The organism is Rhizobium sp. TH135 (assembly GCF_002855515.1).
Taxonomy (GTDB): domain Bacteria; phylum Pseudomonadota; class Alphaproteobacteria; order Rhizobiales; family Rhizobiaceae; genus Allorhizobium.
Genome location: NZ_PKRP01000006.1, coordinates 16,885 through 42,786 on the forward strand (window position 1 = coordinate 16,885; position 25,902 = coordinate 42,786).

At 61.3% G+C, this 25,902-nt stretch carries 31 protein-coding genes and 1 tRNA gene; 15 read left to right on the forward strand and 17 right to left on the reverse strand.

Annotated features, from left to right (window positions below; genetic code table 11):
- Positions 1 to 20: 20 nt before the first annotated feature.
- The 3 genes from C0V73_RS17540 to C0V73_RS17550 form a co-directional block, all read right to left on the reverse strand.
- The gene (locus C0V73_RS17540) at positions 21 to 257 is read right to left on the reverse strand and encodes a hypothetical protein (RefSeq protein WP_348627194.1); all 237 of its coding nucleotides are present in this window, start codon (positions 255 to 257) and stop codon (positions 21 to 23) included.
- Positions 258 to 359: 102 nt separating this feature from the next.
- Positions 360 to 704 (reverse strand): cupin domain-containing protein, encoded by a 345-nt coding sequence (locus tag C0V73_RS17545; RefSeq protein WP_102021309.1) that lies wholly within the window; start codon positions 702 to 704, stop codon positions 360 to 362.
- 54 nt (positions 705 to 758) lie between these two features.
- Complete coding sequence (locus tag C0V73_RS17550) at positions 759 to 2,045, reverse strand: O-acetylhomoserine aminocarboxypropyltransferase (RefSeq protein ID WP_102021310.1); 1,287 nt, start codon at positions 2,043 to 2,045, stop codon at positions 759 to 761.
- Positions 2,046 to 2,212: 167 nt separating this feature from the next.
- Between C0V73_RS17550 and C0V73_RS17555 the strand changes: the two genes are divergently transcribed.
- Positions 2,213 to 2,644: a DUF6455 family protein gene (locus C0V73_RS17555; RefSeq protein ID WP_102021311.1), complete on the forward strand. Its 432-nt coding sequence runs from the start codon at positions 2,213 to 2,215 to the stop codon at positions 2,642 to 2,644.
- Positions 2,645 to 2,648: 4 nt separating this feature from the next.
- Here the strand turns inward: C0V73_RS17555 and C0V73_RS17560 are convergent, their stop codons facing one another.
- Positions 2,649 to 3,080: a CoA-binding protein gene (locus C0V73_RS17560; protein WP_102021312.1), complete on the reverse strand. Its 432-nt coding sequence runs from the start codon at positions 3,078 to 3,080 to the stop codon at positions 2,649 to 2,651.
- Between the two features lie 115 nt (positions 3,081 to 3,195).
- On the opposite strand from C0V73_RS17560, the gene C0V73_RS17565 reads away from it, so the two are divergent.
- On the forward strand, positions 3,196 to 3,534 hold the full coding sequence (locus tag C0V73_RS17565; protein ID WP_102021313.1) for a hypothetical protein: 339 nt from the start codon (positions 3,196 to 3,198) through the stop codon (positions 3,532 to 3,534).
- A 15-nt stretch (positions 3,535 to 3,549) separates the two neighbouring features.
- Here the strand turns inward: C0V73_RS17565 and C0V73_RS17570 are convergent, their stop codons facing one another.
- On the reverse strand, positions 3,550 to 4,014 hold the full coding sequence (locus tag C0V73_RS17570) for a CoA-binding protein (protein ID WP_102021314.1): 465 nt from the start codon (positions 4,012 to 4,014) through the stop codon (positions 3,550 to 3,552).
- Positions 4,015 to 4,128: 114 nt separating this feature from the next.
- On the reverse strand, positions 4,129 to 4,560 hold the full coding sequence (locus C0V73_RS17575; RefSeq protein WP_102021315.1) for a VOC family protein: 432 nt from the start codon (positions 4,558 to 4,560) through the stop codon (positions 4,129 to 4,131).
- A gap of 430 nt (positions 4,561 to 4,990) precedes the next feature.
- On the opposite strand from C0V73_RS17575, the gene rplM reads away from it, so the two are divergent.
- From rplM to C0V73_RS17600, 5 genes are all read left to right on the forward strand, one after another.
- Positions 4,991 to 5,455 (forward strand): 50S ribosomal protein L13, encoded by a 465-nt coding sequence (rplM, locus tag C0V73_RS17580; protein WP_102021316.1) that lies wholly within the window; start codon positions 4,991 to 4,993, stop codon positions 5,453 to 5,455.
- Between the two features lie 2 nt (positions 5,456 to 5,457).
- The gene (gene rpsI / locus C0V73_RS17585; protein WP_102021317.1) at positions 5,458 to 5,922 is read left to right on the forward strand and encodes a 30S ribosomal protein S9; all 465 of its coding nucleotides are present in this window, start codon (positions 5,458 to 5,460) and stop codon (positions 5,920 to 5,922) included.
- Between the two features lie 156 nt (positions 5,923 to 6,078).
- Complete coding sequence (gene speB, locus C0V73_RS17590) at positions 6,079 to 7,032, forward strand: agmatinase (protein ID WP_102021318.1); 954 nt, start codon at positions 6,079 to 6,081, stop codon at positions 7,030 to 7,032.
- A 68-nt stretch (positions 7,033 to 7,100) separates the two neighbouring features.
- Positions 7,101 to 8,033: an N-acetyl-gamma-glutamyl-phosphate reductase gene (gene argC / locus C0V73_RS17595; protein WP_102021319.1), complete on the forward strand. Its 933-nt coding sequence runs from the start codon at positions 7,101 to 7,103 to the stop codon at positions 8,031 to 8,033.
- Between the two features lie 151 nt (positions 8,034 to 8,184).
- Positions 8,185 to 9,009, forward strand: coding sequence for a class III extradiol ring-cleavage dioxygenase (locus C0V73_RS17600; RefSeq protein WP_102021320.1), 825 nt, complete (start codon positions 8,185 to 8,187; stop codon positions 9,007 to 9,009).
- A 6-nt stretch (positions 9,010 to 9,015) separates the two neighbouring features.
- On the opposite strand, the gene C0V73_RS17605 is transcribed toward C0V73_RS17600, so the two are convergent.
- Positions 9,016 to 10,119, reverse strand: coding sequence for a COX15/CtaA family protein (locus C0V73_RS17605; protein ID WP_102021321.1), 1,104 nt, complete (start codon positions 10,117 to 10,119; stop codon positions 9,016 to 9,018).
- A 116-nt stretch (positions 10,120 to 10,235) separates the two neighbouring features.
- Between C0V73_RS17605 and C0V73_RS17610 the strand changes: the two genes are divergently transcribed.
- On the forward strand, positions 10,236 to 10,463 hold the full coding sequence (locus tag C0V73_RS17610) for a DUF2842 domain-containing protein (protein ID WP_102021322.1): 228 nt from the start codon (positions 10,236 to 10,238) through the stop codon (positions 10,461 to 10,463).
- A gap of 114 nt (positions 10,464 to 10,577) precedes the next feature.
- The gene (locus tag C0V73_RS17615) at positions 10,578 to 11,840 is read left to right on the forward strand and encodes a GNAT family N-acetyltransferase (protein WP_102021323.1); all 1,263 of its coding nucleotides are present in this window, start codon (positions 10,578 to 10,580) and stop codon (positions 11,838 to 11,840) included.
- A 42-nt stretch (positions 11,841 to 11,882) separates the two neighbouring features.
- On the opposite strand, the gene C0V73_RS17620 is transcribed toward C0V73_RS17615, so the two are convergent.
- Positions 11,883 to 14,075, reverse strand: a complete 2,193-nt coding sequence (locus tag C0V73_RS17620) for an exopolysaccharide transport family protein (protein WP_102021324.1) — start codon at positions 14,073 to 14,075, stop codon at positions 11,883 to 11,885.
- A gap of 186 nt (positions 14,076 to 14,261) precedes the next feature.
- On the opposite strand from C0V73_RS17620, the gene C0V73_RS17625 reads away from it, so the two are divergent.
- From C0V73_RS17625 to C0V73_RS23125, 6 genes are all read left to right on the forward strand, one after another.
- On the forward strand, positions 14,262 to 14,837 hold the full coding sequence (locus tag C0V73_RS17625) for a polysaccharide biosynthesis/export family protein (protein WP_102021325.1): 576 nt from the start codon (positions 14,262 to 14,264) through the stop codon (positions 14,835 to 14,837).
- A gap of 3 nt (positions 14,838 to 14,840) precedes the next feature.
- Complete coding sequence (locus C0V73_RS17630; protein ID WP_102021326.1) at positions 14,841 to 15,983, forward strand: glycosyltransferase family 4 protein; 1,143 nt, start codon at positions 14,841 to 14,843, stop codon at positions 15,981 to 15,983.
- A 109-nt stretch (positions 15,984 to 16,092) separates the two neighbouring features.
- Positions 16,093 to 17,646: an undecaprenyl-phosphate glucose phosphotransferase gene (locus C0V73_RS17635; RefSeq protein WP_102021327.1), complete on the forward strand. Its 1,554-nt coding sequence runs from the start codon at positions 16,093 to 16,095 to the stop codon at positions 17,644 to 17,646.
- Entirely contained in the window at positions 17,643 to 18,881 is a 1,239-nt protein-coding gene (locus tag C0V73_RS17640; RefSeq protein WP_102021328.1) for an O-antigen ligase family protein, read from the forward strand. The genes C0V73_RS17635 and C0V73_RS17640 overlap by 4 nt, the downstream gene beginning before the upstream one ends.
- 55 nt (positions 18,882 to 18,936) lie before the next feature.
- On the forward strand, positions 18,937 to 19,230 hold the full coding sequence (locus C0V73_RS17645; protein WP_102021329.1) for a hypothetical protein: 294 nt from the start codon (positions 18,937 to 18,939) through the stop codon (positions 19,228 to 19,230).
- Between the two features lie 77 nt (positions 19,231 to 19,307).
- On the forward strand, positions 19,308 to 19,457 hold the full coding sequence (locus C0V73_RS23125; RefSeq protein WP_172450219.1) for a hypothetical protein: 150 nt from the start codon (positions 19,308 to 19,310) through the stop codon (positions 19,455 to 19,457).
- Here C0V73_RS23125 and C0V73_RS17655 read toward each other — a convergent pair.
- From C0V73_RS17655 to C0V73_RS17695, 9 genes are all read right to left on the reverse strand, one after another.
- The gene (locus C0V73_RS17655) at positions 19,417 to 20,496 is read right to left on the reverse strand and encodes a PHB depolymerase family esterase (RefSeq protein ID WP_102021331.1); all 1,080 of its coding nucleotides are present in this window, start codon (positions 20,494 to 20,496) and stop codon (positions 19,417 to 19,419) included. The genes C0V73_RS23125 and C0V73_RS17655 overlap by 41 nt on opposite strands.
- A gap of 203 nt (positions 20,497 to 20,699) precedes the next feature.
- Positions 20,700 to 20,776 (reverse strand) — tRNA-Pro (locus C0V73_RS17660).
- A 166-nt stretch (positions 20,777 to 20,942) separates the two neighbouring features.
- On the reverse strand, positions 20,943 to 21,365 hold the full coding sequence (locus C0V73_RS17665) for a hypothetical protein (RefSeq protein ID WP_102021332.1): 423 nt from the start codon (positions 21,363 to 21,365) through the stop codon (positions 20,943 to 20,945).
- A 93-nt stretch (positions 21,366 to 21,458) separates the two neighbouring features.
- Positions 21,459 to 21,992, reverse strand: coding sequence for a MerR family transcriptional regulator (locus tag C0V73_RS17670; RefSeq protein WP_102021703.1), 534 nt, complete (start codon positions 21,990 to 21,992; stop codon positions 21,459 to 21,461).
- A gap of 127 nt (positions 21,993 to 22,119) precedes the next feature.
- Positions 22,120 to 22,458, reverse strand: coding sequence for an integration host factor subunit alpha (locus C0V73_RS17675; protein WP_006727522.1), 339 nt, complete (start codon positions 22,456 to 22,458; stop codon positions 22,120 to 22,122).
- A gap of 108 nt (positions 22,459 to 22,566) precedes the next feature.
- Positions 22,567 to 23,538, reverse strand: a complete 972-nt coding sequence (locus C0V73_RS17680) for a beta-ketoacyl-ACP synthase III (RefSeq protein WP_102021333.1) — start codon at positions 23,536 to 23,538, stop codon at positions 22,567 to 22,569.
- Positions 23,539 to 23,554: 16 nt separating this feature from the next.
- Entirely contained in the window at positions 23,555 to 24,601 is a 1,047-nt protein-coding gene (gene plsX / locus C0V73_RS17685; RefSeq protein ID WP_102021334.1) for a phosphate acyltransferase PlsX, read from the reverse strand.
- Positions 24,602 to 24,702: 101 nt separating this feature from the next.
- Entirely contained in the window at positions 24,703 to 25,263 is a 561-nt protein-coding gene (locus tag C0V73_RS17690) for a DUF177 domain-containing protein (RefSeq protein ID WP_102021335.1), read from the reverse strand.
- Between the two features lie 64 nt (positions 25,264 to 25,327).
- The gene (locus C0V73_RS17695; RefSeq protein ID WP_102021336.1) at positions 25,328 to 25,867 is read right to left on the reverse strand and encodes a ubiquinol-cytochrome C chaperone family protein; all 540 of its coding nucleotides are present in this window, start codon (positions 25,865 to 25,867) and stop codon (positions 25,328 to 25,330) included.
- Between the last annotated feature and the right edge of the window lie 35 nt (positions 25,868 to 25,902).

Sequence of the window (25,902 nt, forward strand, 5' to 3'; positions counted from 1 at the left end):
ACTAGTCCGCCTGCAGTCGTTCAGATCCAGCTCCGGCTATCCGGGGCGCCGCAACCGTAGGGCGGGACACTGTCCGGAAAAGACTGCTGCAGCCGATCGCATCCCCATTTGCGGAGAAGGTGCGGAAGTCGGCTGTTGATCTCGATTCCCACTTCTTCATAGGGGCTGCTGGTGTTGCTGACATAGGCATACCAGCGGCCACCGACGGTTAGGGACAGTCCGACGATGACGATGAGGGCGATACGAAACATGTTCATTCAGGTAACCTGGCGCTGCAAGATAATGGCAGCCTCCTGGCGCGACCGTCGACCGACCGTCAGTGACCTGCCGCACATCAGACGCCAGAAATGCCATGCCCTCTAAAGCCGGATGACATAATCCTTGCGAGTCGTTTCAAGCACTTCCCAGGTTCCCTTGAAGCCGGGTCTGAGGATCAGGCGGTCGCCTGCCTTTAAGTGAACAGGCTCGCTGCCTTCCTCGGTGACAACAGAGTGGCCTTCGAGAATGTGGAAGTATTCCCATTCATCGTAGACGATCCGCCACTTGCCCGGCGTCGACTGCCAGATGCCGGCATAGATGCCGCTGTCGGCTTCCTCGATGTTCCAGGTGGTGAAGCGCGGGTCGCCTGAAATCAGGCGGTCCGGCGCAGGCGCGCCCTCTTCCGGCGTGACTGTTGAGGGATCGAATGGCAGGGACAGGCTCATTATGGTCTCCAGGTAAACGAGCGGCGGTGTTTTGCACCGCCGCTGAAAGGTAGATCAGGCCGAGGCCAGCGCCTGCTCGAGATCGGCGATGATGTCTTCGGCATCCTCGATGCCGATGGACAGGCGCACCACGTCAGGCCCAGCACCGGCTGCGATCTGCTGGGTTTCGGAGAGCTGCGCATGGGTCGTCGACGCCGGATGGATGATCAGCGAGCGGGTATCGCCGATGTTGGCCAGGTGCGAGAAGAGCTTCAAGCCACCGACCAGCGCCTTGCCAGCTTCGAGCCCGCCCTTAATGCCGAAGGTGAAGACGGACCCGGCGCCCTTCGGCGAGTAACGCTTCTGGAGCGCATTGTTCGGATCGTCGGGAAGGCCAGCATAGTTGACCCAGGCGACCTTCGGGTGGCTCTTCAGCCAGGTCGCGACCTTCATGGCATTGTCGCAGTGGCGCTGCATGCGCAGCGGCAGGGTTTCGATGCCGGTCAGCAGAAGGAAGGCGTTCATCGGAGCGATGGCGGGCCCAAGGTCACGCAGGCCGAGGACGCGGCAGGCGATGGCGAAGGCGAAGTTTCCGAAGGTCTGGTGCAGGACAACGCCGTTGTATTCCGGGCGTGGCTCGGACAGCATCGGATATTTGCCAGGCTTGGCCGACCAGTCGAAGGTGCCGCCATCGACGATGACGCCGCCCATGGAATTGCCGTGACCGCCAAGGAACTTGGTGACGGAATGGACGATGATGTCGGCGCCATGCTCCAGCGGGCGGATGAGGTAAGGGCTCGCCATGGTGTTGTCGACGATCAGCGGCAGACCGTGGCGATGGGCGACTTCGGCGATGGCTTCGATGTCGACAAAGGTGCCGCCGGGGTTGGCAAGGCTCTCGATGTAGACGGCCTTGGTCTTGTCATCGATCTGAGCGGCGAAGCTCTCGGGGTCAGCAGGGTCTGCCCAGCGGACCTGCCAGCCAAAATTCTTGAAGGCATGGCCGAACTGGTTGATCGAGCCACCATAGAGCTTCTTCGCCGCAACGAAGTTGTCGCCGGGCTGCATCAGCGAGTGGAAGATCAGAAGCTGGGCTGCATGACCCGAGGCTACCGCGAGTGCTGCCGTGCCGCCTTCGAGCGCTGCAATCCGCTCTTCCAGAACGCCCTGGGTTGGGTTCATGATGCGGGTGTAGATGTTGCCGAACTCCTTGAGGGCAAAGAGATTTGCGGCGTGGTCCGAGTCGTTGAAGACGTAGGCCGTGGTCTGGTAGATCGGCGTGATGCGGGCGCCCGTGGTGGGGTCCGGCTGGGCGCCGGCATGGATGGCAAGCGTGGCGAAACCCGGATTGTTCTCCGACATTGTTTGGTCCTCCCTTTTTGACTTCGGGCCGGATCATAATCAGTCGCCGCCCGATGTCAGCCCGGATTATTCCAAAGTGCGGGGGTGTTCGGGAAATTCATACTTGATCGAGGTCAATGCGATGCCGCGACTTGCTGGCATTCTCTTTCCAATCGAAGGAGAGCCCCATGACACTCACGATCGCCGATCCGGTCCGCCACACCGTGCAGCAAATCCTCTCCTGGTTCGCCCAGGGTTTCGAAACCGCCAATGAAAGCGACATGCTCGCCGCTTTGTCCGATGCAGAAGTCGAGGCGCTTGCCGATGATTGCGGAATCAGCGCGCATCAGTTGCTGGCGCTCGTGAAGGCCGGCCCGCATGCCGCCGACGAAATGCCAGCCATGATGCGGGCACTGAACATCGATCCGGCAGAGGTCGAATTCCGCATGCGCCGGGTGTTCCGCGACATGCAGGTCACCTGTGCGCAGTGTTCGTCCAAGGACACCTGCCGTCAGCACCTGCATCAAGGCAAGGCCGAACAGAGCTTTGTCGACTATTGCGGCAATGCCGATACGCTGAACGCGCTGCGCGCTAATCCGGACCTGCTGGTCGGGGCCTAAGCGTTTAAAGCCCAAGCCTGGGGATTTCGATCGCCGGGCAACGGTCCATGATCACGCGGATGCCGGCCTCTTCGGCCAGCTTGACGGCTTCATCGTCGCGCACGGAAAGCTGGCCCCAGATCACCTTGGGCCGGTTCGGCAGCGCAAGTGCCTCCGTCACCACCTCGCCGAGATATTCCGGCGCGCGGAAGACGTCGACCATGTCGATCACCTCTGGAATCTCGGCCATCGTGGCGTAGACGGTCTGGCCGAGGATTTCCTTGCCGGCTTGTCCCGGATTGACCGGATAGACCGTGTAACCCTTTGACAACAGGAAACGCATGACGCCGAAGCTCGGACGGTCCGGCTTGGGCGAGGCACCGAGCAATGCGATGGTTTTCACCTCGCCGAGAATGCCCTTGAGGTATTCGGCACTATAATGATCGTGATCAGCCATCTGCATCTCCTCAACTGTCGTAGCATGAGGATTAGATGGTGTGGCGATCGGCAGCAACAAGGCGGAACCGCCCTGCCCGCCCACACGTTGATCGAGCGCCAGAAGGAGAACGGCCATGCGCATGACCCAGCTTGCCATCCTGACGATCGCCACCACCGTGCTGGCAGAGCCAGCTTTGGCGATCTCGCGTTACAATTCCACGGCGCTCACCTGTGACCAGGCGCGCCAGCGCGTCATTAACGAGGGCGCCGTCATCCTGCGCTACCCGTCGACGCGGGTCCAGGGCATGACGCTCTACGATCGCTACGTGACCCGAAGCGCGATGTGCTCGCCACACGAATATGCAGAGCGCGCCTATGTGCCGACGCGGGATACCGATCGGTGCCCGGTCCTGAATTGCCAGCCCTATGACCCCGAACCGCGACGCTTCGGCAAGCCGATCGTCCGGTTCTGAGGCCTTCCAGTTGGCTCAGGCCGCATGACCTTGGGCTGAGCTTGCATGCATGCGCTCGTAGACCAGCGGATATTCGCAAACCAGGGCGCGGTTCATCACCACCTTGATGCCGGCGGCCTCAGCCCGTGCCGCTGCCTCATCGTTGCGGATACCCAGCTGGCACCAGATTGCCTGAGGGCGTTGCGACATCGCCAACACGTCGTCGACGATGCTGTCGAGATGCTCCGGACGGCGAAAGACATCGACGAGATCAATTGGTTCCGGAATCTCTGCGAGCGAGCCATAGACGCGCTTGCCGAGGATCATTTCACCGCGATGAAGCGGATTGACGGGGAAGACGTGATAGCCCTTGCCGAGCAGAAATCCTGATATCCAGTGGCTGGGGCGCTTGTCGTCGGTCGATGCGCCGACGACGGCCACGTTCTTGGCCGTGGCGAGAATGTCGGCGAGATAGCTGTTCAGGTAGGTGTCATGGTTCATGGACGTTCCTCCCGGCCTGCGAAGGCCTTTGATTTACCCGTCCATCTTGTCCCAACTACAGATTAGCCTAGGCCGCTTAACGACCGCGCACCGAATTACCTCAAATACCGTGGATCACTCCGGAAGGACCACATGCCCGTGTTCATCGTGAGGGAAGAAGGGATTGTAGGCGATTTCCCAGAGGTGGCCATCCGGGTCGGCGACATAGCCGGAGTATCCACCCCAGAAGACTTTTTCGGGTGCCTTCACCAGTCTAGCACCACAGGATACGGCAAACTTCACCACGGCTTCGACGCCGATCTCGCTCGTGACATTGTAGGCCAGCGTCACGCCCGAAAACCCCGGGGGCGTATCCTCGACATGGGCGTCGGCGGCCAAGCTGGCGCGCGAAAACAGCCCGAGCACGATTCCCTTCAACTGGATAAAGGTCACGTCGTCGTTGGATGCGGAAGACCGCGTCCAGCCCAGTCGGCCATAGAATTCAGTGCTGCGGGCGACGTCAGAAACGCCAAGGGTGATAAGCGAGATTCGACGTTCCAGCGACATTGCGATCTCCGTATGAGGGTGTCTGCCGATACGTTCGGTTTATGTTTTCATTATGTTCGCGCACATATTAGCAAAATCATAGGTTGAGACAGGCGCTATTGATACGCCCGTTCCATTCTGTGCGGCTGGTAGAATAATCTCTTTCTTTACGGATCTTACCGACTTCAGCGCATCAGAACCCTCGCGGTGCGGGAGTCGATATGCGGTAAAATAATACCACAAACCTAAGTGATTGTAATTGCTCACCTTCTACGGGCGCCTGCCGGATCCCGCGATCTTGACGTTCCAGGCCACTGGTTCTATACCCCTCCCCGGAACGCGGCCCTTCGGGACCGCTTTCTTTTTGCGTCGAAAACGGCGCTTACAAGCAACAAGAAACGCCTGCAGTTTCCTCTCAGGGGACCGCAGGATCACACGGAAAGAGACCTCAATGTCTACCTTCGTTCAGAAGCCTGCAGAGGTGGAGAAGAAGTGGATCCTCATCGACGCCGAAGGGCTCGTTGTCGGCCGCCTCGCCACCATTATCGCCATGCACCTGCGTGGCAAGCACAAGGCCACCTACACCCCCCACGTTGACGACGGCGACAACGTCATCGTCATCAATGCCGAGAAGGTCGTTCTGACCGGCAAGAAGTACTCCGACAAGAAGTACTACTGGCACACCGGTTATCCGGGCGGCATCAAGGAGCGTACGGCTCGCCAGATCATCGAAGGCCGCTTCCCGGAGCGCGTTCTCGAGAAGGCTGTCGAGCGCATGATCCCGCGTGGCCCGCTCGGTCGTCGCCAGATGAAGAATCTGCGCGTCTACGCCGGCGTCAACCACCCGCATGAAGCCCAGCAGCCCGTCGCTCTCGACGTCGCTTCGCTGAACAGCAAGAACACAAGGAGCGCCTAAGTATGGCCGATCTTTCTTCCCTGAAGGACCTTGCCCCGGCACAGGACGCAGCTCCGGCTCACGTCCGCAAGGTCGACTCGCTGGGTCGCTCCTACGCCACTGGCAAGCGCAAGAACGCAGTCGCCCGCGTATGGGTCAAGCCGGGCACCGGCAAGATCACCGTTAACGGCCGCGAATTCCGCACCTACTTCGCCCGTCCGGTCCTGCAGATGATCCTGCAGCAGCCGATCGTCGCAGTGGCCCGTGACGGCCAGTTCGACATCATCGCGACCGTTCACGGCGGCGGCCTCTCCGGCCAGGCCGGTGCAGTTCGTCACGGTCTCTCGAAGGCCCTCACCTACTTCGAACCGGGCCTGCGTCCGGTCCTGAAGAAGGGTGGCTTCCTGACCCGCGACAGCCGCGTTGTCGAGCGTAAGAAGTACGGCAAGGCGAAGGCCCGTCGTTCGTTCCAGTTCTCCAAGCGTTAATCGCTGGACAACCGGAAACGGAAATCAAGGCGGGGCTTCGGCTCCGCCTTTTTTTTGTTTTCCTCCGCCCCGCCAGCCGTATCGCCAAGGATCAAGGCTTGACCAAGGAAGCCGACCGTCTAATTTGATCAAATTTTTCAGAGGGAGAAGAACATCATGGCCAGCAAATCGATCGACAACGCGTTTACCGCAAAGAGCTTGCGCGGTGCGGCGACCGATCCGACCTATGCGGGCGTGCTGTCCTTCATGCGGCGGAAGTATTCGAAGGACCTCACCGACGTCGATGCGGTCGTGCTTGGCATTCCCTTTGATGCCGCCGTTTCCAACCGGCCGGGCGCCCGTTTTGGACCTCAGGCGATCCGCCGCGCCTCGGCGATCTTCGACAATGATCCGCAATATCCCTTTGCGCGTGATCTCTTCGAGCAGATGGCCGTCGTCGATTATGGCGACGTGCTGCTCGACTACGGCAATCACCAGCACACACCTGGCCTGATCGAGCAGGAAGCCGCAAAGATCATTGCGTCCGGCGCCTATCTACTTGGCCTTGGCGGCGACCATTTCGTCACCTGGCCTCTGCTGAAAGCCCATGCCGCGAAGCACGGACCGCTGGCGCTCGTGCATTTCGATGCGCATCAGGACACCTGGGACGATGATGGCCAGCGGATCGACCACGGCTCCTTCGTCTGCCGCGCCGTGCGCGAGGGCGTGATCGATCCGAAGAAGTCGATCCAGATCGGCATCCGCACGGAAGCGCCTGAGGATTTCGGCATCCGGATCATCCCTGGCTACGAGGTCGAGGACATGGGTGCCCAGGCGATCGCCGATGCGATCCTCGCGCATGTCGGGACGGCTCCAACCTATCTGACTTTCGACATCGATTGCCTGGATCCGGCCTATGCGCCTGGAACCGGCACGCCGGTCGCAGGCGGCCCCTCTTCGGCCAAGATCCTCTCGGTCCTGCGCAAGCTCGGGGCCCTCGATATCCGCGGCTCTGATGTCGTCGAGGTGGCGCCGGCCTATGACCATGCCGACATCACCGCAATTGCCGGTGCGACGGTTGCAATGTATATGCTGGGCCTGCGCGCGGAAAAGCTTGCGACACGCGCCTGACACATTGATTCAACACACTCACAATCAGATTCCGCAATCTCATCCAAACCTCTAACGGGACTAGACAAATGGCAGCGAAGATCTTCATCGACGGCGAACACGGCACAACGGGTCTGCAGATCCGCACGCGCCTGGCCGACCGCCATGATCTGGAGCTCTTGTCTATCCCGGAAGCCGAGCGGCGGAACGAGAAAATGCGCGAGGACATGCTCAACAGCGCCGACATCGCCATTCTCTGCCTGCCCGACGATGCGTCGAAGCAGGCCTATGAGATGACGGCCGCAAACAACAATGTCCGCCTGCTCGACGCCTCCACGGCGTTTCGCGTGCATCCGGACTGGGCCTATGGCTTTGCCGAAATGGACAAGGCCCAGAAGGCGAAAATCCAGGCTGCGCGCTATGTCTCCAACCCGGGCTGCTATCCGACGGGTGCGATCGGCCTCATCCGGCCGCTGCGCGCCGCCGGCATCCTGCCGGACGGCTATCCGGTCTCGGTCAATGCCGTCTCGGGATATACCGGCGGTGGCAAACAGATGATCGCGCAGATGGAGGACAAGACCCATCCGGAGCATCTGGCTGCCAACAACTTCCTTTACGGGCTGACGCTGAAGCACAAGCATGTGCCGGAAATGCAGACCCATGGCCTGCTCGACCGCGCGCCACTGTTTGCTCCCTCCGTCGGTCGCTTCGCACAGGGCATGATCGTTCAGGTTCCGCTCTTCCTCGAAGACCTCGCCGCCGGCACAACGGTGGACAGCATCCATGGAGCACTCGTTGCTCATTATGCGGGCCAGAAGATCGTCAGCGTCGTACCGCTTGCGGATAGCGCCAAGCTGCCGCGCGTCGATGCCGAAGAACTTGTCGGTCAGGACACGATGAAGCTCTTCGTCTTCGGCACGCCCGGTGGCGCGCATGTCAATCTGGTGGCGCTGCTCGACAATCTCGGCAAGGGTGCGTCAGGGGCGGCCGTGCAGAACATGGACCTGATGCTTTCGGCCTGAGGGTGAGGAACAGAATTGGCTTGCGGGGATCGGTCGCGTCGACCTCGCAAGCCTTCCAGCGTTCACAAATAGCGAACGAAATGTCGATCAACCACCTTATTCTAGGTAACGATCGAGGGTGATAGTGTCCTTGCGAAAGTGAGGAACCTCAATGAGCCAGCGTCTTCCGGTTTATTTCATCCCCCATGGCGGCGGCCCGTGGCCGTTCATGGAGTTCCCGCGCGACAACGAAGGCAAGGCGCCTTGGGACGACCTGCGCGCCTTCCTGCAGGGTCTCGATGCTGAGATCGGACACCGGCCGAAGGCCGTGCTCGTCGTGTCCGGCCACTGGGAAAAGGAACCGGTTCCGACGGTGAGCACAGCTGCAAAGCCCGGCATGCTCTTTGACTACTACAATTTCCCGCCGCACACCTACGAGCTCTCCTACCCTGCCCCGGGCTCGCCGGACCTTGCCGCCCGTGCAAGGGCATTGCTCGCCACGGCCGGGATCGACAGCGCCGAGGATGACAACCGTGGCTTCGACCACGGCGTGTTCATCCCCTTCATGCTGGTCTACCCGGATGCGGATGTACCGATCACGATGATTTCGCTGCAGAGCACGCTGGACGTCGAAAGCCATATCGCAATCGGCAAGGCGCTTGCACCTTTGCGCGACGAGGACGTGCTGATCATCGCCTCGGGCATGAGCTACCACAACATGCGGATGTTCCGGCAGGCCGAGCCTTCCCATGCGGAACAGGCGATCCGGTTCGACGACTGGCTGACGGAAGCTGTGGCTGCCCCCGATGGGGAAGCACGGGCCGAAGTCCTTTCGACCTGGGACCAGAACCCGGATGCGCTGGCCTGCCATGTGCCCGATCACGATCACCTCGTGCCGCTCTTCGTGGCGTCCGGTGCAGCGGGTTCGGATCCGGGGCGGCAGGTCTTCCGAGGTGAGTTCCTCGGAAAGCCCTACTCCGCCTATCGCTTTGGCTGATAACGCTTAGTCGTGGACCTCGACCAGCACCGGCTTGGCGCGCTCGCCATAGAAGCCGCGCAGATGAGCTACCGCGAAAGCCAGCAACACGAGCGCCATGCCCTGATGGGTGACGCCGGCATGTAGGGGAACCTGCGTGACGAGCGTGACGATGCCGATGACCGCCTGGATGCTGATCAGCGCGAAGAGCACCACGCTGCGGCGGGCATGGGTCGTCTGAGGGGCGGCCCGCAGACATTGGACCATGTGCATGAGTGCTGCCGCCCAGAGGATATAGGCGCCGATGCGGTGGATATACTGGACGGTCTTCGGGTTCTCGAAGATGTTGATCCAGGCGGGCGCCTGGACGAAGAGACCCTGCGGTACCCAAGCACCGTCCATCAGCGGCCAGGTGTTGTAGCTGTAGCCGGCGTCCAGTCCTGCGACGAGCGCACCGAGATAGATTTGCACGAAGGTCATGATCAACAGCACACCGGCAAAGAGGCGGCTCTTTTCCGTCGGGGCCGCATCATCCGTGTGCGGATAAAGGCTGCGGAAGATCCAGACACAGCTCGCAAAGATGAAGCAGGCCATCATCAGATGCACGGCCAGACGATACTGGCTGACATCGACGCGCTCGCTGAGGCCTGAGGAGACCATCCACCAGCCGATGAAGCCCTGCAGGCCACCGAGGCCCAAAAGACCGACCAGCGGCGCGCGCAGGCCGGGCTCGATCTTGCCGCGCAGCCAGAAGTAAGCGAGCGGCAGGGCAAAGATCAGGCCGATCATTCGGGCGAGCAGGCGATGCGCCCATTCCCACCAGAAGATGAATTTGAACTCGTCGAGGCTCATGCCCTTGTTGATCTGCTGATATTCCGGAATCTGGCGATAGAGTTCGAGCTCTTCTTCCCATTCGGCGACCGTCAACGGCGGGATGACACCATGGATCGGCTTCCACTCGGTGATCGAAAGGCCCGAGTCGGTCAGCCGCGTCGCGCCGCCCACCAGCACCAGACAGAAGAGCGCAAAGATCACCACGCCGAGCCATATGCGCACCGCCTTGCGGTCAGCATCCACGCGGGCAATATCCTTGCGCACCTGCAACTCGGTTCCGGTCAACACAGCTGTCATTCGTCAATCCTCTTTTCGCCCGTTGATTTGCATCAGTCAGCCGTGCAAAACAAGCCCGCCGGTTTGCGGCAAGCGGTCGCGTCGCGGAACCGCGCGACGTTCGATAGGACAATGGCATGACGAAGCGCCCGAAGTTCAGATCCTTCATCGGTACGATCCTGATCATCCTGATCGTGTCGATCTATGCCCTTCTCGCGACCACGATCGCCTCAGCAACGCTCGCCACCGCTCCGTGGTGGGGGCATCTCCTCTACTTCCTGCTGACAGGCCTGCTCTGGGTGATCCCCGCCATGCTGGTGATCAGATGGATGGCGGGTCCGTTCAACAAGCCGGACAAGGATTAACTCCGCCTTTACCCTCGCATGCGGCCATTGGCCGGATTCTCACGGCGATAACCGTTTGTTCGCAGTGTCTACCTAAGCTCCCGCTCGTCTCTCAAACCGGATGGGATAGGGTACATGCGGGCCCATATGCGCCATGATGCAATGGCTTTTGCCGAAGATCTGCCTGAGGACCGTGTCGCTGTCGGCCGGGACCGGGCGACGCTGGATATTGCGGCGGGTCGGCTCACCCTCACCCTACACCATCGCATGGCGCCGCTTGAGCGCCAATGGCGGATGCTCGAGGCAGACCCGTGGAACTCCCTGCATCAGGGATATGACTGGTGTCGCGCCTGGACTGAAACGCATGGAAACCCGCTCGCCATCGTCGAAGGCCGTCTGAACGGCGACGTCGCTTTCCTGCTGCCGCTTGAGATCCAGCGCCACTATCTGGTGCGCAGCGCCCAGTTCATCGGTTCGGCTTTCACCAATTTCAACAGCGGCCTTTTCAGTGCTGCTTTCCGCCGTGCTGCCGTAGACATTGCCGCGCCCGACCTTGAGGCACTGCTTGTCGAGGTCCTGCGCAACGATGCCGACCTTCTCAGCCTGACCAATGTGCCGCTCGTCTGGCGCGGCGAGCGACATCCGCTTGCCGGCCTTCCTGGCATCCGCAACCAGAACGCCTCGTTCCAGTTGCCGCTGGCCGCGACCATGGACGAAACGATTGCGGCGCTCAACGCAAAGAGCCGGCGCAAGAAGTATCGGTCCCAGACCCGCAAGCTGGAAGCGGCCGGCGGCTTCGACCATATCCGGCCGAAGAAGCTCAGCGACCAGCAGTCCCTGCTCGAATGTTTCTTCCAGCAGAAGGCCGCCCGATTTGCCGTCGGCGGCCTGCCGAATGTCTTCCAGCCCGCCGAAACGCAGGCCTTCTTTCACATGCTGCTCGAAAGCGACCATGGCTCGAGCGACGTTCCGCTCGAACTGCATGCGATCCGGCTAAAGGGGGAACACGAAGGACAGATCGCGGCGATCACCGGGCTTTCCCGCAAGGGCGACCATGTGATCTGCCAGTTCGGCTCGATTGATGACAGCCTGATGCCTGATGCGAGCCCGGGGGAATTGCTGTTCTGGCTGGTGGTCGAGCGCAGCGCCCTGACCGGCGGCGCACTTTTTGACTTCGGTATCGGCGATCAGGACTACAAGCGGCGCTGGTGCACGGTCGAAACGGTCCACCACGACCTTCTGCTGCCGCTTCGGCCCGCCGGACATATCGCCGCCATGACCCACCGCAGCCTGACCAGGACAAAGACCCTGATCAAGGGCAATCCGCATCTCTACGCGCTGATCCAGAGACTACGAGCTCAAGGCACCATCGCCCCGGCGCCGAAAACGAGCGACTGACCGAGTGTCTGCAGGCCCTGTGCCGGCCTGCCTACTTCCCAATCAGGCGGCGTTGCGCGTCCTGCGTTCCGGCGGGTTCTTCACCGAGAGCAGGATCAGGTCCCTGTAGCCGACATCCTCGAAGGCAATCATGATCTCGGCCAGTTCCTGCGCTTCGGGCTGCGGGGCAGAGAGAATGATATCGTGGCGATCGTTGCGGCTCAGCCGGGCGACACCCTGGGCGTTGGCAGGGCCACACTCCACCAGCACCAGATCATAGACGTCCGAGAGCGCATCGACGATCATCGAAAGGCGGTCTGCCCCGCGCATCGCCTGACGGATATCGGCATTGCCCTGCGGCACGATATCGGCTGCCGATGCACGGTCCGGATGGATACAGTCGGCGAAAGCGGCCTCGCCGGTCAGGAGATCGGTGATGCCGGAAAGATCACGCCACGATGCCATCAGGCGCGTCGGGCAGGCCGAACCGGTCATATCGACAAGCACGGTCCGATGACCGCGATCGGCAAGCTCGCGCGCAAGGGCAACAGTTCCCTCGGACCCATCGTCACCCGACGGCGAGATGGCAAAGGCGATCCGTGATTGCTGCTCAAGAAGAAAATCGGCCACTGAGGCGACGGAGAATTCGTCCGGCTCTTCCGTCGGCTGAGCTGGCGGCACATCCATGGCGACGGCCTGCTCCATCTCGTCGACGAGATCCTCATCGGCGGAGACATTCAGAAGGCTTGCGGAAGTCTCGTCATTGGTTCGTGCGCGGGGCGCCTCGACGGGTGTGACCTGTTCTGCGATCTCGTCCTCGTCGCGACCCGCAAGCATCGGGGCCACTGCGCCGGTCGGACGCAGGGCGCGCCCGCTGAAAAGCTCGGCCAGCATGACGGCGACCGCTGCAAGGATCAGTGTCGAGAGCGTCGCAACGATGGTGATTGGCAGGACCTTGGGGAAGCTCGGTTCCTGCGGTTCGATGGCGGTGGAAATCACCCGGGCATCGGCGGGGCTCGAGCCCTTTTCCAGACGCGAGGATGCTTCGCGATAGCGCGCGAGATAGGTTTCGAGCAGCTGGCGCTGTGCAGTTGCCTCTCGCTCTAGCGACTTCAGGCCCACCTCATCCTCGCCTGCTCGGGCGGTATCCGCCTTAAGGGTGTTCATCTGGGCGAGCAGCTGGGTTTCGCGCTCGCGGGCAACGGCCGCCTGGTTGTCGAGGCTTTCGGCGACCCGCAGCGATTCGGACTGCACCTGGTCGCGAATGCCGGCGAGCTGCGCGCGCAGCGCCTTCATCTGCGGATGGCCTTCGAGCAAACGCGTCGACAGATCAGAAATCTGACCGCGGATCTGCGATTCCGTCGCTTTCAGGCGCTGGATCGATTCGGAGCGTGCGATGGCGTCGAGGGTTTCGGTGGGCTTGCCAGCCTTAATGCTCGCGCGCAGGTTCTCAGCCGTCGCTTCGGCGCTTGCCCGTTCACCGCGCACCCGTGCAAGCTCCGTGGAGATGTCGGAGAGCTGCTTGCCGGTGAAGGAACTCTGGTCGGAACCAAGCGACATCAGGCCCGCTGCCGAGCGATATTCGGCGACCTTCTGCTCGGCCTCACGAACCTTTTCGCGCAGATTGGCGATCTCGGTCTCCAGCCAGCGCACGGCATCGGAGTTGCTGTCGAGCTTGGCGCCGCTCTGCAAGGAGCGATACACGTCCATCATCGCATTCGGCACGGCGGCTGCGAGCTTCGGATCCTTCGAGGTGAACTCGATCCCGATCACGCGCGACTTGTCGACCTGGTAGACGTTGAGCTTTTCCTTGAAGGCTTTGATCACCCGCTCCTCGGGAGGCAGTTCGAGCGGATTGCTGGTCAGGCCGAAGAGCACGAGAAAATCTGTCATCGCAGAGGGGCTGGAATCGGGATCGAACTCGGTCCTCTCATGCAGCTTCAGATCCCGGGCAACCTGCTTGATCAGATCGACGGACTGGAGAAGCTGGACCTGGCTTGCGATGTTGAGCTCATCAGGCATCGGCTCGACGGCGGAAGACGCGGTCCCCGAGGCCGAGAAATTCGGCTCGCGCGGCTCGATCAGCAGCTTGGCATCACTCTTGTAGCTGGGAGAAATGGCATTGGCGCCGACAAAGGCCAGCACACCAACCAGCGCGGTCGCCGCAAGGATCCTCCCCTTCCGCTGCCAGACGGCGCGAAAAAGCTGGGCGAGGTCGATATCGACATCATGTTGATCGCGGTCCACACTCGGCATCACAGACTCCCGGTACATCTCGCCCGCGAAAGTAAAGGATCATGGTAACTCAAGGGTTAATCATCATCCCTCCAGTTTTGCGCCCTGGTTTAGGGTCTTTGGCCGTCGGGTGTTTACCCGGCATTAACCCTAACCATTCGATAACAGGCCAACGAAGATGTAAATTCAGTGGGAGCGCAACAGCGCATGGCGATGGTCGGCAAACAGGCGATGGTACTGGTCGCGAGCGCGTTCCTGTCGGTCGCCCTGACGAGCTGCGCGAGCTACAAACCCGCGCCGAAGGTGTTTCACGAAGCGACCATCCAACCCTACCGCCTAGACAGCGGCGACCGGCTGAGGATCACTGTCTTCGAACAGGCGAGCCTCACCAATACCTATACCGTCGATCAGGCTGGCTATATCGCATTCCCGCTGGTTGGGCAGGTCGCAGCCCGTGGCGCCACGCTCACCCAGCTTGAAGGCGCAATTGCCTTGAAGCTGAAGCAGGGCTTCCTCCGGGATCCTGACGTCTCGATCGAAGTGGATCGGTATCGCTCGATCTTCGTCATGGGTCAGGTCGGCCAGCCCGGCCAGTATGCCTATGTGCCTGGCATGACGATCCTCAACGCGATCGCCGTTTCCGGCGGCTTCAACAGCCGGGCGAACCAGCGCGATGTCGACGTGACGCGTAAGATCAATGGCCAGATCATCACCGGTCGCGTGCCGATCACCGATCCGATCCTTGCCGGCGATACCGTCTACGTTCGCGAGCGGCTGTTCTGATCGATGGCCGAAGCCCAATCCCTGCGGATCGTGCATTGTTTTCGATCGCCCGTCGGCGGGATCTTTCGTCATGTGCGCGATCTGGCCGAACTGCACAGTGCAGCCGGTCATCAGGTCGGCATCCTCTGCGACAGCTCGACGGGCGGCGCGCATGAGGACCGCCTGTTCGACCAGATCATGCCCTTTCTATCGCTCGGCGTCACACGCTTCCCGATCGGCCGTTCGGTCGGCCTCGGGGACATGGCGGCGCTCATTGAAGCGTACAAACTTATCAAGGAATTGCAGCCGGACATCCTGCACGGTCATGGCGCCAAGGGCGGCGTGATCGCACGATTGATCGGCTCACTGCTGCGGGTTCGAAGGTATCGCGTCGCCCGCCTCTATTCGCCCCATGGCGGCAGCCTGCATTTTTCGAGCGGGTCACTGTCAGGCCAGGGGGTGTTCATGGCCGAGCGCATTCTTGAGCGCATGACCGAGTCGATCTCTTTCGTCTGCGATTATGAGCGCGCCACCTACGAGACCAAGATCGGCAAAGCGCACTGTGCGGCCACACGGATTTACAACGGCATCAGCGAACGCGACTTCGGCCGCATTCCGGTCGAGGCCGAAGGTGTCGACTTCGCCTATATCGGCATGCTGCGTGACCTGAAGGGTCCGGATGTCTTCATCAACGCCTTTGCCGAAGCCGAACGCCTGGTCGGACGCCCGCTGAGCGGGGTGATCGTCGGCGATGGTCCGGATCTCGACCGTTATCGCCAGATGGTCGAGCAGAAGGGTCTCGGGCGCAGGCTCACCTTCCGTCCGGCCATGCCGATCGCCCAGGCCTTCACCCTCTCCGACATCGTCGTGGTCCCATCGCGGGCGGAAGCCATGCCCTATATCGTGCTCGAGGCTCTGGCTGCCGAGAAGACGATCATCGCATCGCGTGTCGGTGGGATCCCCGAGATCCTCGGCAGCGACAGCGAAGCCCTGATTGAGCCAGGGCGCGCCGATCTCTTCGGCGCCACCATGGCCAAGGCGCTCACCGACCCCAGTTGGTCAAAGCGGACCATGCCGACCGCCGACGCCTTTCGGTCCCGCTTTTCGGCCGTCGTCATGGCCCAGGAAATGGAAGCGCTCTACAGGGCACAACTCGCGCGGATTTGAAGGGCCGATGTGCCGGACTAAGACATCTCCACCCTGTTTCTGAGGGGTCCTAAAGCGTTTCTTAGGACCTTGGCCCTAGTCTCTGCGCACACACGTGCGAGATCCAGATATGAACAAGGTCGACAAACCCGAGGCATTCGATCTTGACGCCCTGCGTCGCGGTCAGACGACGGTCGGCGCTCCCGACAACGTGGGCGGAGAGCGCAAGGCCGAGATCAGCGCACTTGCCCGACAGATCGCCGGCCAGTACGCCATGGCGAACTATTCGCCGTCGATCGTGATCGGCCAGCTGCGGTTTCTGGAATTCTTCAGCCTGCTCGGGATCGCGCTCGCGACCAATTACTTCCTCGCCGAGGATCCCGGCGCGCATTTCCTCGACACCAGCATCAGCGGCTTTGCAGGCGCCCTTCTCGCGCTCCTCTTGATGCAGGCCAGCGACTGCTATCACGTCTCGATCCTGCGCTCGCCCATGGGCTCGATGGCGCGGGTGCTCGGAAGCTGGATGGCATCGCTCGGCGTCGTTGCGCTGGTCAATCTGCTCTTCGTCGACCATGACCCCTATTATCGCGGCGTGCTTGCCGCATGGTTCGGGGTCGGCGCTGGCTATCTGCTCGTCGAACGCAATCTGATCGGCCTTGCGATCCGCCGCTGGGGACGCAATGGCGTGATGGAGCGGCGCGCCGTGATCGTTGGTGGCGGCAAGCCGGCCAAGGACCTGATCCGTGCGCTGGAACAGCAGCCTGAGAACGACATCCGTATCTGCGGCATCTTCGACGACCGGAGTGCTGCGCGCTCGCCCGACGTGGTGGCCGGCTATCCGAAGCTCGGGACTGTTGCTGAGCTCGTGGAATTCGCCCGGCTTGCGCATATCGACATGCTGATCATCTCATTGCCGCTGAGCGCCGAAGCGCGCATCATGCAACTCCTCAAGATGCTCTGGGTGCTGCCGGTCGATATCCGCCTTGCAGCCCACTCGAACAATTTGCGTTTCCGCCCGCGCGCCTATTCACATGTCGGGGCGGTGCCGCTGCTCGACATCCTCGACAAGCCGATCCGGGACTGGGATTCGGTCGCCAAGCGCGCCTTCGATATCTTCTTCAGCCTGCTTTCGCTGAGCCTGCTCTGGCCGGTCTTCATCGCGACGGCGATCGCCGTCAAGACGACCTCGAAGGGCCCGATCTTCTTCGTGCAGAAGCGTCACGGCTTCAACAACGAGGTGATCAACGTCCTGAAATTCCGGTCGATGTATACCGAGATGAGCGATCCGACGGCCAAGAACGCGGTGACCAAGGGCGACCCGCGCGTGACGCGGGTCGGTCGCTTCATCCGCAAGACATCGATCGACGAGTTGCCGCAACTCTTCAACGTGCTGCGCGGCGATCTTTCGCTGGTTGGCCCGCGCCCGCATGCCATCCTCGGCCAGACGCGCGACAAGACCTTCGGCGAAATCGTCGAAGGCTATTTCGCTCGCCACCGGGTGAAGCCAGGCGTCACCGGCTGGGCGCAGATCAATGGCTGGCGCGGCGAGATCGACACCGACGACAAGATCAAGTTCCGCACGGCCTATGATCTCTACTACATCGAGAACTGGTCGCTCTGGTTCGACCTCAAGATCCTGTTCCTGACGCCGATCAAGCTCCTGAACACGGAAAACGCTTATTGAGTGCCGTCGACGCCCAGATCCGGCCATTCAACCCGCAGGCCGCTGCCGTCCAGCTAATGGTCTCCTGGATCATGGCGCTCGGCGTCTTCCTGTCGGGCTTCGTCATTTCCGAGCCTGCCCCTTATGAACTGCTGATGGTCGGCCAGGTCGCCTTGTGGTTCCTGTTCGGTCTCAAGATCTCGCGCGCCATTGCCCCCCTGCTCGCCCTCCTGCTGATCTTCAATGTCGGCGGTCTGCTGGCGATCACGATGCTGCCGACCATTCTGACCGAGCAGGTTCTCTATGTTGCGGTGTCGATCTTTCTCGCGCTGACGGCAGTCTTCTATGCCGCTGTGATCGAAGACCGGCCGCAGCGGCTGAAACTCATCTTCCAGGCCTGGGTCGCGGCTGCGATCATCACCGGCATGCTCGGCATCCTCGGCTATTTCCATGCCTTTCCGGGCTCCGAGGTTTTCACGCGCTACGACCGCGCCATGGGCGCCTTTCAGGATCCGAATGTCTTCGGCCCCTTTCTTGTCGCACCCATGCTGTACCTGCTGCACGGGATGCTGAAAGGCCGCTTGCTCGAATCGCCGCTTCGGATCCTCGGAATCCTGATCCTGTCCTTTGCCGTCTTCCTCTCCTTCTCGCGTGCCGCCTGGGGGCTTTTCCTATTTTGCGCGATGGCTCTGGTCTTCGTGATGCTGCTCAAGGAGCGCACCAATGCGTTTCGCCTGAAGATCCTGGTCCTGTCGCTGACGGCCGTCATCGCCATGGTCATGGCGTTGCTGGTGGCTCTGCAATTCGAGAAGGTCCGTGGTCTCTTCGAGACCCGAACCCAGCTCGTGCAGGAATATGACGGCGGCCATCTCGGTCGTTTCGCGCGCCACCGACTAGGGTTCGAGATGGCGATGGAAAAGCCACTCGGGATTGGCCCGATGATGTTCGGCAAGATCTTCCCCGAGGACGAGCACAACATCTATCTGAAGTCGCTGATGGCCTATGGCTGGATCGGCTTCCTGTCCTACATCACGCTCATCGGCTGGACCGTGGCGATGGGTTTTCGTTACATGCTGCGGGACAGGCCGTGGCAACCCTATCTGATGATCGCCTGGATCGTGCTGCTTGGTCACATGCTGATCGGGGCCGTGATCGACACCGATCACTGGCGGCATTTTTACCTCGTGCTCGGGATCGTCTGGGGCTGTGGAGCCGCAGAATGGCGGCATCAGCGGGCCCTACGACGACATGCCTGATCGATACGGGACCACTGTGGATTGAATTAATCTCCCAGCGCCCCATACTTAATAGATGATCACTCCCGCCCAGATACGCGCCGCTCGCGCCATGCTCGACCTCACCATCGACAGGATCGGTCAGGAAAGCGGCGTGCCGCCACTCCTCATCCTGCAGATCGAGGCTGAGAACGGCCATGACGCGACCCCGCAGCAGCATGCAGCCCTGAAAGCCGCCCTGGAGCGTCTTGGCGTCAGCTTTCTGGGACCAGGCGAAGCCGGGCCGGGCGGCGAAGGTTTGCGCCTGTCTGCACGGGTCAGCGACGACGGCATGCGGCCGGAAGAACTGACCGCCGCCAACGACGATTGAGTTTTTCCGATATGGCGATGGAACAATAAGGAGCTTTGCGGCTTTTCCTGTCCGAAACAATCGAACAGGAGATTTTCATGAGCCGAAACAATGGCCTCTACCTCATCATTGGCGCTCTCGTCGTTGCCGTCATCGGCCTCGGCATCTATGTCTACCAGGAAGAGCAGCAGCCCGATGGTGTCGAACTCAAGATCGGCCAGAACGGCGTTTCGATCGAGGAGAACTGATCGATTGTCCCCTGGCAGCCACGACACGCCGCCGGATAAAGGTTTCATAGAATTGCTGGGGGGCGCCGATGGCGCCCTCAAGCATATAGGGCTGGCGCTTCTGGCTCGCATGGCGGGCAATCACCGGGAGACCATGGTCCAGCCCGTCGAAAAGGCGGTATTCGACCAGCGTTCTCCCATCGGCATCCCGCCAAAGCAGGCTCGTCCCCTGGGGGCCTGTCTCACGCTCTCCAGCGTCCTCATCCAGTCCATGCAGATCCAGCCATTGAGACAGCGCCGCCTCCGCATTGAGCGGTGAGACGACGCGATCCGCCCTGCCCTGCCAGATCGAAACGGCGGGCAAAACACTTTCTCCCTCGCCGCTCGCCGCCCGTGCCAGGTCACCCCATTCCTGTCTGCTACGCCGGCTGCCGGACTTCATGACCGACAGCGCCGACAGCGCATCGCGCGCAGCGCCATAGGGCAGCGCCCCAACCACCTGTCCAGCTGCGAAGAGATCCGGATAGGTGACCAGCATGGCATTGGCCATGGCGCCGCCGGCCGAAAGGCCCTGAATGAAAATGCGGTCGCGGGCGATGCCGTGCCGCTCGACGCTGTGCTCAATCATCTGGCGGATCGACATCAGCTCGCCGCGATCCCGCGCGACCATGCTTGGCCGGAACCAGTTGAAACACAGGTTGTGATTGTTCGACTTGGTTTGCTCGGGATAGAGCAACACGAAACCCTTGTCCCTGGCGATCCGGCTCCAGCCGCTACCCCGATGATATTGCTCGGCCGTTTGCAGGCAGCCATGCAGGACAACGACAAGCGTTGCCGGCTCCCGCCGAACCGCGGGCGCATATTCCAGCATCCGCAAGCGTCCGGGATTGCTGCCGAAGGCACGAACCTCAACCAGCGTCGAGCGCGAAGTCCGCGGCTTCGGCGCCTTGGGCGCCTCCGGCAGCCTTATCTTCGGCAAAGCCTTTTCAAGGTTGCGGCGAAGGCGCTTATGACCGCGCAGCATGGCGGAGAGCGGAAACATGGAGAACTTGAAACGCATGGGATCAGAGCTTTCGTCGCACTCCCTCCAATATAATGCTGCAATGCAGCAAACGAAGGACGTTCCGTCAAGAAAACCGGCGATTTCACATGTCGGGCGCTAAGTGGCTCACAATGCGAGCATAAAAAAAGACCGGGCATCTCGAAGATACCCGGTCCTTAGACCTGTTCGACGTGACCAACTGCTTGATCCGTCGAGCAAAATGGTCGGAATGGCGGGATTCGAACCCACGACCCCTTGACCCCCAGTCAAGTGCGCTACCGGGCTGCGCTACATTCCGTCACCGGCAAATCGACTGAACCTGTTGTTCCGAAATCCCCCAAGACCAATTGATCTCAAGAAAATGTCGGTCATGACAGACCCGTCCGACAGCAAGTTCCCTTTAGCCAGTGAACTATTCCCGCGCAAGGGGAAACTCCCGGCGACGGGAAAAAATGCGCGGATTGTCAGTTGAGCCTTTGCATCAGGGCGCGGACTTCTTCGAAGCGACGACGCTGTTCGGGCTCTTCGCTGTTGGCAGCGTAGCAGGTCGATTCCATGCAGAATCTGGTGACCTGAAGAGGATCGGCGTCGCGCTCGAACTGGCATTCGATCTCGTCCGAAATGTCATCCGGCTCTGAATCCATTCGCGTCGAATAAGTCAGGCGGGCGCCCGGCGGATCGAGCTCCGGAAAGGCCTGCACGACCCCGATCTTGAGATCCTTGACCATCAGCACGCTCTTGGCGACGAAGGCGCAGGCATCCTCTACCGTTGTGGGCCTTGCCTCGGTCGAACCGGTGGCCGTGGCCGCCACTTGCGCCTGCTGGGCATGGGCCGGGATCACGGCGAGAAGAGAGAGGACGGGGATCGTTATCAGGAGACGCTTCATGGAACCTCGCAGTGGTTGCGTTTGGTGCCAGAACGCCCCGGAGCGCTTCGATGTTCCACGGGGGAACGCCGGGCAGGCTTTACGCCCGCGCCGTCAGCGTACCTGATCGAGCAGGCGCTTGCATTCCAGGAGATCGAAGAGGGCTTCCTGCAGCAATGCGCGATCTTCCTTGCCGACCGAACCCTTGCCGACCGAGATCTCCGGAGCGTCGTCGTTGGCGCTGCTGCCGAAACCGAAGAATCGGCCGCTGGCACGGACCTTGGGGCGACCGACCACTTGGTCCTCGTCGAGATTGACCTTGGGCTCATCCGCCTTGGACGCGTTGGCGGCCACGAGGGCCTCCATGGTCGCGACATCGCCTGTGGCGACCGCCATGACGAACTTGTTGCCGTTCGTCTTGAGAAGCTTCTGGACGCCCTTGATCGTGTAGCCCTGATCATAGAGCAGGTGGCGAATGCCCTTCAGCAGTTCGACATCATCAGGACGATAGTAGCGCCGACCACCGCCGCGCTTCAGCGGCTTGATCTGCGGAAAGCGGGTTTCCCAGAAGCGCAGGACGTGCTGCGGCAGATCGAGATCATCTGCCACCTCGCTGATGGTGCGGAAAGCATCCGGGCTCTTGTCCAACTGCATCACAGCGCGCTCCTCGATCGTCACGCGGGCGCGCGACTCGGGTCATATTTCAACGGTTTGAGGATGGCTTTTCAAGCGCTGGGTGGCCGGCGAGCGAATGCTCCACCGGTTTTGGCCGATATCAGGCCGCGGGGTTCGCGGGCTTCTGCTTGGCCTTGCGGGCGATATGGGCGCGCAGGATGCGCTGCTTGAGCACGTTCGACGCCTTGAAGGTCATGACGCGACGCGGCGAGATCGGCACTTCCTCGCCCGTTTTCGGGTTTCGGCCGATGCGTTCGTTCTTGCTGCGGACCTGGAAGGTCGCGAAAGACGAAAGCTTGACGGATTCGCCACGCACGATGGCGTTGCAGATCTCGTCAATCACGGTCTCGACCAGCTCGGCAGATTCCGTTCTGGAAAGACCGACCTTGCGAAAGACTGATTCTGCCAGATCCGCACGCGTCACTGTCTTCCCGGCCATTGTTCTCGCCCGCCTAAATCAATGATCTTGTTGAATTGGGCAGAGACTATTGCCCTTGGCCGCGACGGTCAAGTCCTTGTCGGTGCGCAATTTTTAGGGTTTCAAATGCTACCAGCGAACGAGCACGGCGCCCCAGGTGAAGCCACCACCCATCGCTTCCAGCATCACGAGGTCACCCTGCTTGATGCGGCCGTCGCCGGCTGCGGTGGCGAGCGCCAGCGGAATCGACGCCGCCGAGGTATTGCCGTGCTGGTCGACGGTGATCACGACCTTGGCGTCGGGAATGCCGAGCTTCTTCGCGGATCCATCGATGATGCGCTTGTTGGCCTGGTGCGGCACCAGCCAGTCGATATCGTCAGCCGTCGTGCCGGTCGCCGTGAAGGCAGCCTCGATGACGTCGGTGATCATGCCGACGGCGTGCTTGAAGACCTCGCGGCCCTCCATGCGCAGATGGCCGACGGTTCCGGTCGTGGACGGACCGCCGTCGACATAGAGCTTTTCGCGATGGGCGCCGTCGGAGCGCAGGTTGGAGGTCAGCACGCCACGGTCTGCGACGGTCCCCTCGCCTTCCGCCGCCTCGAGGATGAGCGCGCCGGCACCGTCGCCGAAGAGCACGCAGGTCGTGCGGTCGGTCCAGTCGAGGATGCGGGAAAAGGTTTCCGCACCGATGACGAGCACGCGCTTGGCCATGCCGCCACGGATATAGAGATCGGCGGTCGCCATCGCATAGACGAAACCAGAGCACACGGCCTGCACGTCGAAGCCGAAGCCGTGATGCATGCCGAGACGGTTCTGGATGTTCACGGCGGTCGCCGGGAAGGTGTTGTCAGGCGTGGAGGTCGCGCAGATGATGAGATCGATGTCGGCTGCGGTCAGGCCTGCGCGGTCGAGCGCCTCCTGGGCCGCGGCAGCGCCGAGCGAGGCGGTCGTCTCGCCTTCACCGGCGATGTAACGCTGCTTGATGCCGGTACGCTGGACGATCCATTCGTCCGAGGTTTCGACCATGCTTTCGAGATCGCGATTGGTCACAACCCGTTTCGGGAGCGCCGCTCCGAAACCGCGAACTACAGAACGGATCATTGAAGTTTCCTACCTTTCACGCCGCTTCGGGGCCGGCCGGAGACGGGTGCCGCGCGTGATATTTTTTCAAGTCGTTTTCGATCTTCTGGGTGAGACCGTTTCGAGCCATGTCATAGCCCACATCGAGAGCGGCCGCAAAGCCCTCGGCATCCGTGCCGCCATGGCTCTTGATGACGATGCCATTCAGGCCGAGGAACACGCCGCCGTTGACCTTGCGCGGGTCCATCTTCTCGCGCAGGCGATCAAAGGCGCCCTTGGCGAGGATGTAGCCGAGCTTGGCCATCCAGGTGCGCGACATGGCCGCCCGCAGGTATTCCGCGATCTGCTTGGCGGTGCCTTCCGCGGTCTTCAGGGCAATATTGCCGGTAAAGCCTTCAGTCACCACGACATCAACGGTGCCCTTGCCGAGGTCATCGCCCTCGACAAAGCCATAGTAGTCGATCGTGTCGAGACCCGCTTCGCGGATCAGGCGACCGGCTTCTTTCACCTCTTCCTGACCCTTGATCTCTTCGACGCCGACATTGAGCAGGCCGACCATGGGCTTTTCGATTTCAAACAGGGCGCGTGCCATGGCGCCACCCATAACGGCGAAATCGAGCAATTGCTGGGCATCGGCACCGATGCCGGCGCCAACGTCGAGCACGATGCTTTCACCTGAGAGCGTCGGCCAGATCGCCGCGATCGCCGGGCGCTCGATGGTCGCCATCGTGCGCAGGCAGAACTTGGCCATGGCCATCAGCGCGCCGGTATTGCCGGCAGAGACGGCAACATCCGCCTGCCCCGTCTTCACCGCCTCGATCGAACGCCACATGCTGGACACGTAGCGGCCACGACGCAGGGCCTGGCTCGGCTTCTCGTCCATGGTGACGGAGATGTCGCAGTGGTGGAAGGTCGACTTTTCCTTGAGCTTCGGAAACTGCGCAAGGATCGGCAGGCAGCGTTCCTGCTGGCCGTAGAGAAGGAAGGTTACATCGGGATGACGCTCGAGTGCCTTGGCAGCTCCGGGGATGACGACTTCGGGACCGAAGTCTCCACCCATGACGTCGACAGAAATTCTGATCACTTAGACCTGACCCTTCTTCATCGCTGGCCAGCGATATTTTCGGCCAAAATACCGCTTTTCATTCGGCATACAACCCACCCGCAGGTGCAGATGGGGGATGATCAATCCTTTTTCCAGTCCTTCAGGACAGCAAAGGGGGACGGTTTCTTGTCCTCTTCGGCCTTGCTTTCGATATGCCCGGAGAAGGTGACGCCTTCCTTCTTCGGGTATGGATCGATGTCGAGGGCGGCAAATTCAGCGATCAGGGCGCCCGCATCGATCGTGTCACCGGTGAACTGTTCGGGAAGGTCCGGACCGTCAGGATCGAGCACCATCTCACCGGCGCCGTCGAGCACGATGCGCGCAAGCTTGGAGCCCTCCGGCACGAAGATCTGGTCGATCTCCTGGTCGATATGCGAGACGACAGGTTCCAGCGTCACGACGCATGCCTGGACCAATTCACCGGACACACGCCCCGTGATCCGGACGCCGTCCTTTTTCCAGCGGGCGACCTGCAGATCCGCAGAGAGCTTGTTGACGGCTTCCACCCGCCACAGGTCGGCCAGGCCCGCCCGTTCACGCTCGTCGGCCTCCACACGCACCCGCACAGGATTGGCCGAGATATGGCCGACCTTCACGAGATAGCTGAACTCGCGGCTGTCTCTGGTTTCTTTGCTCGTCATGTCGTCTGTTCCTCGTTTTGCCATCGGGCCTGATGCGTCTGCGCCCTGAGGCGACCGACGCCGATCAGGCAGCCGGGACGGCAATGCGGGCCATGCCCGTCTCGATGTCATTTTCATCCACGGCGCCAAGCGCCTGTTCAGCCGCAAACATCCAGTCGGCCAGCGCCTGCATGGAGGGTGCCGCCTCCCCTTCTTCAGGATGGATGTTGCGCTTCAGCGCGGCTTCGAGCGCCTCTCGGTCATTTCGGTCCAAGGCGCCGGCATAGGATTCCAGGCGACCGTAATACATGCCAGCCAGCTTTTTCATGCGCTTCGGCACACCGGGATCGCCGACGCCCAGCTCGCGAATGGAGTGATCCACATCCTCGAAAAAGGCATCGATAATGTTCTGGGCGATCTCCTGGCCGCTGCGCGGAGATTTCGCGGTGCGGCGGAAATACAGAATCAGCATGATCGTCAGCATCTCGAAGCGGCCGATCACTGTGTCGGGCACATGCATGTCGAGATAGAAGGCGGGCGTGCGCGCAGCCGCCGTCAGCGCGCCATACTGACGCTCGACGATCACCTGATTGTTTCTTTTCTGCCGAAAGAAGCCGAATACCATCCAATATCACCAAAAAGAGCCGACCGAAGTGGTGA